The organism is Tunicatimonas sp., assembly GCF_049647865.1.
GTDB lineage: Bacteria > Bacteroidota > Bacteroidia > Cytophagales > Cyclobacteriaceae > Tunicatimonas.
Window position 1 is genome coordinate 1 of sequence record NZ_JBARYM010000875.1, and the last position, 5,531, is coordinate 5,531.

General features: G+C 44.6%; 5 protein-coding genes. All 5 read left to right on the forward strand.

Going from position 1 to position 5,531, the window contains the following annotated elements; genetic code table 11:
• The first annotated feature begins 201 nt into the window (after positions 1-201).
• Positions 202-390: a type IIL restriction-modification enzyme MmeI gene (locus WBA23_RS25100; protein WP_424585025.1), complete on the forward strand. Its 189-nt coding sequence runs from the start codon at positions 202-204 to the stop codon at positions 388-390.
• A 66-nt stretch (positions 391-456) separates the two neighbouring features.
• Positions 457-696, forward strand: a complete 240-nt coding sequence (locus WBA23_RS25105) for a hypothetical protein (protein WP_424585026.1) — start codon at positions 457-459, stop codon at positions 694-696.
• 84 nt (positions 697-780) lie between these two features.
• Positions 781-1,116 (forward strand): putative toxin-antitoxin system toxin component, PIN family, encoded by a 336-nt coding sequence (locus WBA23_RS25110; RefSeq protein ID WP_424585027.1) that lies wholly within the window; start codon positions 781-783, stop codon positions 1,114-1,116.
• Between the two features lie 109 nt (positions 1,117-1,225).
• Complete coding sequence (locus WBA23_RS25115; protein ID WP_424585028.1) at positions 1,226-3,382, forward strand: polysaccharide lyase family 8 super-sandwich domain-containing protein; 2,157 nt, start codon at positions 1,226-1,228, stop codon at positions 3,380-3,382.
• Positions 3,383-3,573: 191 nt separating this feature from the next.
• Positions 3,574-5,531: GAF domain-containing protein (locus WBA23_RS25120; RefSeq protein ID WP_424585029.1), on the forward strand; the 1,958-nt coding region annotated here is incomplete at its 3' end.

Here is a 5,531-nt window from a genome sequence, read left to right on the forward strand (position 1 = left end):
ATCAGCTAGTCGCGCCACGATGGCCTTAACCGAGCGGAACTCCGAGCCAGAAAGTTAGTTGCTCCAATGGCGAAAATACTAGTTTGAATAGAAATCGCAGATAAGCCCCGGTCTGACGGCTAGCCAAACCGTTATGCAACGAATATGGAGGTGAGAAACCCTTTCCTGGCAGCAGTCTGGCTAATCTGTACGATCCGCACTATGCCTCCGGCCCTGGTAAAAGCTCATCAGGAGCTAGATAAAGCGGTAGACCTCGGCTATCGTCCGCAGGCTTTCTCCAACGAAACGTCGCGTGTAGTATACCTGTTTGAACTTTACACCCAGCACACTGCTCCCCTGCTGAAGAAGGAAAAGAAATCTCGGAGGAAAAAGATGAGTCTTCCAAAATGAACGTACTAATTATTGGTAGTAGGCTAAAAGAATGATAGATTGTATGTGTGTAAACCGATATTTTGTATGAATGATGTAAATAAAACCCATGAACGGCAGCCTCTCTCTAATGTTCAACTTGAAATTTTAAAAGCCTTTTCGTATAACCTGACCGATGAAGAGCTAAAAGACTTTAGAGATACTGTTGATAACTACTTTGCCGAGAAGGCCATCAAATCAGCGAATAAGGTCTGGGATGAAAAAGGATGGACTGATGAAGATGTAGATCGTATGCTTAACACCAAGATGAGAAAGTCAAAAAAGTAAGCTGTGCTGAGGATAGTTTTAGACACTAACGTTTTATTGGTCAGCATATCGGAACGCTCTAAGCTGCATTGAATTTTCAGAAAGTTGCTGGAAAAGCATTATGAATTGTACGTAACTACCGATATACTGAACGAGTACGCTGAAATTATTGAGCGACATATGGGAAGTGAAACTAGCGAAAGTACAATGGGAGTACTTGAGAATCTAAGTAACGTACATTTTGTCACCAAACATTATCAATTTCGTTTATTGAAAGATGAAGACGATAATAAATTCGTCGACGGTTCGCCGCGCGACTGTGCGGTTGCTGCTAACGCTGACTTTATTGTTAGCCACGATCGGGACTTTGATGTACTAGCAAGTGTGGATTTTCCTCAGGTGAAAGTTATCAGCTCCGAAAATTTTAAAGAGATACTGTAATGGTCTCTTGATTACAAATAGGTCCAGTAAGCTATCATTTTTAGTATATCAAGATAGCCTGACCTGTTGGGTGAAGTTCTACTAATCAACACAGCCAAACAACCTACTAATGATCGCTCGCTTATTGCTATTTTTCCTCTGCTTCTTGGTATACTCAACTCACGCAAAAGAACCCAGTGATTTTGAAATCATCAAAAGCCGGGTAGTTGATGAACTGTTGAAAACCGAGATTGATGATGCTCGAGTAATGGAGATTGCGCAGGTTATAAACGAAGATGGAAGCTTTGAAGGTATTAACTATAAAGACCTTAGCCGTACCGCCGGTTTTCCCCATCGGCGTCATACCTCTAATCTGGTTTATCTGGCCAGAGCCTACCAAAGTGAGTCATCCGATTATTACCAGGATAAAGCGCTAACAGAAACCATCACTCGGGGACTGAAGTACTGGGTAGACAATGATTTTTTTGGTGATAACTGGCACAATAATCAAATCTCTACCCCAACCAATCTGGTCAACTTGATGCTGCTCATTGGCGACGAATTACCGCAGGATTTGGTAGATCAAGCTCAACCGATTATTGGCCGCGCCCATATGAATGCTTCAGGGGCCCGGCCCAGTGGCGACCGGATTGTGATTGCCAGTATTCTGGCTAAGAACTTACTCTTTCTGGGAGAAAAGGAAAGGTTTTATGAGATTATCCGGCTAATTGAGGGGGAAGTGAAGTTTTCTACCGGTAGCCGCGGGATGCAACACGATTATAGCTTTCACCACCGAGTAGATCGGGTGAATAATACCACTTCTTACGGCTACGGTAAATACGCTAATGCCTTCGGCGAGTGGTCGTACTATGTGGCGGGTACCAAGTACGCTTTTTCGCCGGAGAAGATAGACCATTTGGTAGATTACTACCTGGACGGTATTTACAAGCAAATGGTCTACGGCATCTATACCGACGTGAGTGTTAAGAACCGAAGTATTGCTAACCAGTATGATTTTAAACCGGCTGGCACCGTAGAAATAGAACGTCTGCTGCTCAGCACCGATTACCGCCAAGAGGAGCTGGAGGAGATTATGAAATTGCGAAAAGGAGAAGCCAGACCTTCTCAGTCGTTTAGTAAATTCTTCTGGCAAACCGAGCACTTTGTGTTTCAACGGCCTAACTTCTACACAACGGTAAGAATGTACTCTACCCGCAATCAAAACATGGAAGTACCCTACAACGGTCCCGGAAAAACTACCCACCATCGGGCCGATGGCACTAATTATCTAATGCTCACCGGAGATGAGTACCACGACATTTGGCCGGTGTACGATTGGCAGAAAATATCCGGTACTACCATTATGCAAAAGCCCGAACTCTACGGGCCGGAAGATATCCGAAAGGAAGGGTTACGGGATTTCGTAGGAGCGGTTACCGACAACCGGTACGGAGCCGTAGCCTTTGACTTTAAAAGTGCCCACGATATGCTGGCGGCTAAAAAGTCGTGGTTCTTTTTCGACGAAGAATACGTTTGCCTAGGCACCGCTATCCATTCCAATCCTGACTTACCGGTGGCTACCACTGTTAACCAAGTGTTGTTGAGAAGTGACGTTACCGTCATGCAAGCGGATACAGTTCACCAACTTCCCCAGGGGGATCGGCAATTGGATAAGGTGAAATGGGTACATCAGGATAAGGTTGGCTATATTTTTCCGGAGCGTACCAGCGTACATTTATCCAACCAGGTAGAAAAAGGACGGTGGTCGGATATTACCGATCAGAAGAACGTTTCAGAAGAGATCGTTAGCAAAGAAGTTTTCACCCTGTGGCTTAACCACGGCAACGAGCCGGAGCATGCATCCTACGCCTACATTGTAGTACCAGATGTGGAAGTACCCGAGCTCGAACGGAGCAGCGATACCAATCGGGATGTTGAAGTACTTTCCAATACCAGCAAAGTACAGGCGGTGAAAAATAATAAACTAAACATTTGCCAAGCTGCTTTTTATCAGGCCGGAGAAATTGAAATAACCTCTGATCTGAAAGTTAGCATGGAAAGCCAGGGCATGGTGATGCTGCAACTTCAGGAAAACCGCATCACCCAACTAAGCGTAGCCGACCCATCCCGAAAACTAAGCAAGGCCTTGCTCACCATTTCGGGTACTTATGATACTAAAGGAGATAGCTTTGTAAGCTACCCCAACCCCGATAAAAACACCACCACGCTCATTGTAGATTTACCTCAAGGCGTTTATGCCGGAAAGAGCGTAACAATTGAGTTGTAGCACAATCGTATCCGAGTGAATTATCTTTATTTTTATGTCTGTGATATCGGATACGCTCTCGTCTGCATTTTCTTTCTCACCTAACCATACATCGTAAGTTCTTTGGTTCTTTTCGTTTCGCAGTTTTTTAGTAGTACGGTAGCTTTAGCAGTAGTTCATTTTCCTTATTACCCTTACAGCAAAAGCAGACTATGAAGCGGGATAGAAAAACCAGTATTGCCAATCAACTAATCATCCGGTTTACGGCACTTAGTTTGATTACCCTCCTGGGTCTTAGCATTCTTATCTACTTTCTGGCGAAATCGGCTATTCTGGAGCGTACTTTTGACCAGCTTACCTCTATCCGCCAAACCAAGCGAGTACAGTTGGCCGATTTCTTCTCTGATCAGCTGGCTACTATTGATGTTATGGCTTCGTTGCCCGTAACTACCAATTCCCTACAAGCCTACGATAGTGCTTATATGGTGGGTGTTACCTCAACAGAATACGATTCGGTTAATCAACTTTACCATCCGCATCTGGCTAAAATCAAAGAAACCTACGGCTTATACGACTTATTCCTAGTTAACTTACAAGGAGATATTATTTATACCGTAGTGCATGAACCCGATTTTGCCACCAACTTGGTGAACGGTCTCTATAGCGACCAGAACATCGCTAAAGCTTACCAGCAAGGGTTAGATTCTACCACGATTGTAGATTTTGATCATTACGCTCCTAGTAACGGTGACCCCGCTTCGTTTGTATCTTCTCCTATTCGTGATTCGGTGGGAAATTCTATAGGAGTGCTTATCGGTCAGATTCCCTTAGATGAGATAAACGTTATCGCTCAAGAGCGTACCGGATTAGGAGAGTCCGGTGAAACTTACTTAGTAGGAAGCGACTCTTTAATGCGTTCCAACTCCCGTTTCTCGGAAGAATCCACGGTTTTGAAGCTAAAGGTTGAAACTTCAGGAGTAACGGAAGCCCTAGCAGGGACAGTGAATACGCAAATTATTGATGACTATCGGGGCGTGCCGGTACTGAGTTCTTACTCTCCCCTTCAAGTTGGTGATATCACTTTTGCTATTCTTACCGAAATGGATGTGGAAGAAGTACTCCAACCGGTAGTACACCTACGGAACATCATTATTGCTATCACGCTTTTCATCAGCATTATTGTTGCCGGAACTACTCATCTAATTGCTCAACGGTTTATTCGCCCTATCCGACAAATGCACGCTAACTTGCGCGATCTTGCTCAGGGTGTTCTTAAAGCTGACCATACTATTGCAGCCAGAAAAGATGAACTGGGCGATATGGCGCAGGCCTTAACTGAGGTAGTAGGCGGACTTCACCGAACGGCCGATTTTGCTTCGGCTATTGGTGAAGGAAACCTCGAACAAGATTATCAGGCGCTAAGCGATGATGATACACTAGGTAAAAACCTACTGCAAATGCGTGATCAGCTTCAGCAAAATGAGCGTGCAGCCCAATTAAGAAGCTGGTCAACACAGGGGCTCACCTTGTTTGCTGACATACTTCGTAACGCCCAAAATATTGAAGACTTGGGAAATAAAGTGTTAAAGCAACTGGTAGAATATCTTAAAATTAACCAGGGAGCGTTGTTTCTAGTGGAGGATTATAATGGCGAACCGGTTCTGGCAATGAAAGCTTGTTATGCATACCAGAGGCAGAAATTTATTGACAAATCTTTACCCATTGGTGACGGTATCATAGGACAAGCTTATCTGGAACAAGAAACTATTTATCTAACTGAAATTCCGGCTGACTACTCCGATATTCGCTCGGGCTTAGGGGGAGCGCAGCCTTCCGCTATACTGGTAGTGCCATTAGCTGTGGAAGGCGCAGTAGAAGGTGTTCTGGAATTAGCTTCGTTCACTCCGCTGGAAGAGCATCAAACTACTTTTGTAGAGAAGATCGCCGAATCCATTGCATCGGCTCTACGAAACATTCGGGTTACTCTTCAAACGAACCAACTGTTGACAGAATCGCAGCAGCAAGCGGAAACGATGCAAGCACAGGAAGAAGAAATGCGACAAAATATGGAGGAATTATCGGCTACGCAGGAAGAGATGCACCGCAAAGAAAAAGCTTACTTAGAAAAAATTGAGCGGTTGGAAGCTCAGCCAGCTACCGAAAAAGAAGC

Excerpts from the sequence above, each read along its gene's own strand:
- WBA23_RS25105 (WP_424585026.1), top strand. The coding sequence starts at position 457 with ATGAATGATGTAAATAAAACCCATGAACGGCAGCCTCTCTCTAATGTT.
- WBA23_RS25100 (WP_424585025.1), top strand. The coding sequence starts at position 202 with ATGCCTCCGGCCCTGGTAAAAGCTCATCAGGAGCTAGATAAAGCGGTA.
- WBA23_RS25115 (WP_424585028.1), top strand. The coding sequence starts at position 1,226 with ATGATCGCTCGCTTATTGCTATTTTTCCTCTGCTTCTTGGTATACTCA.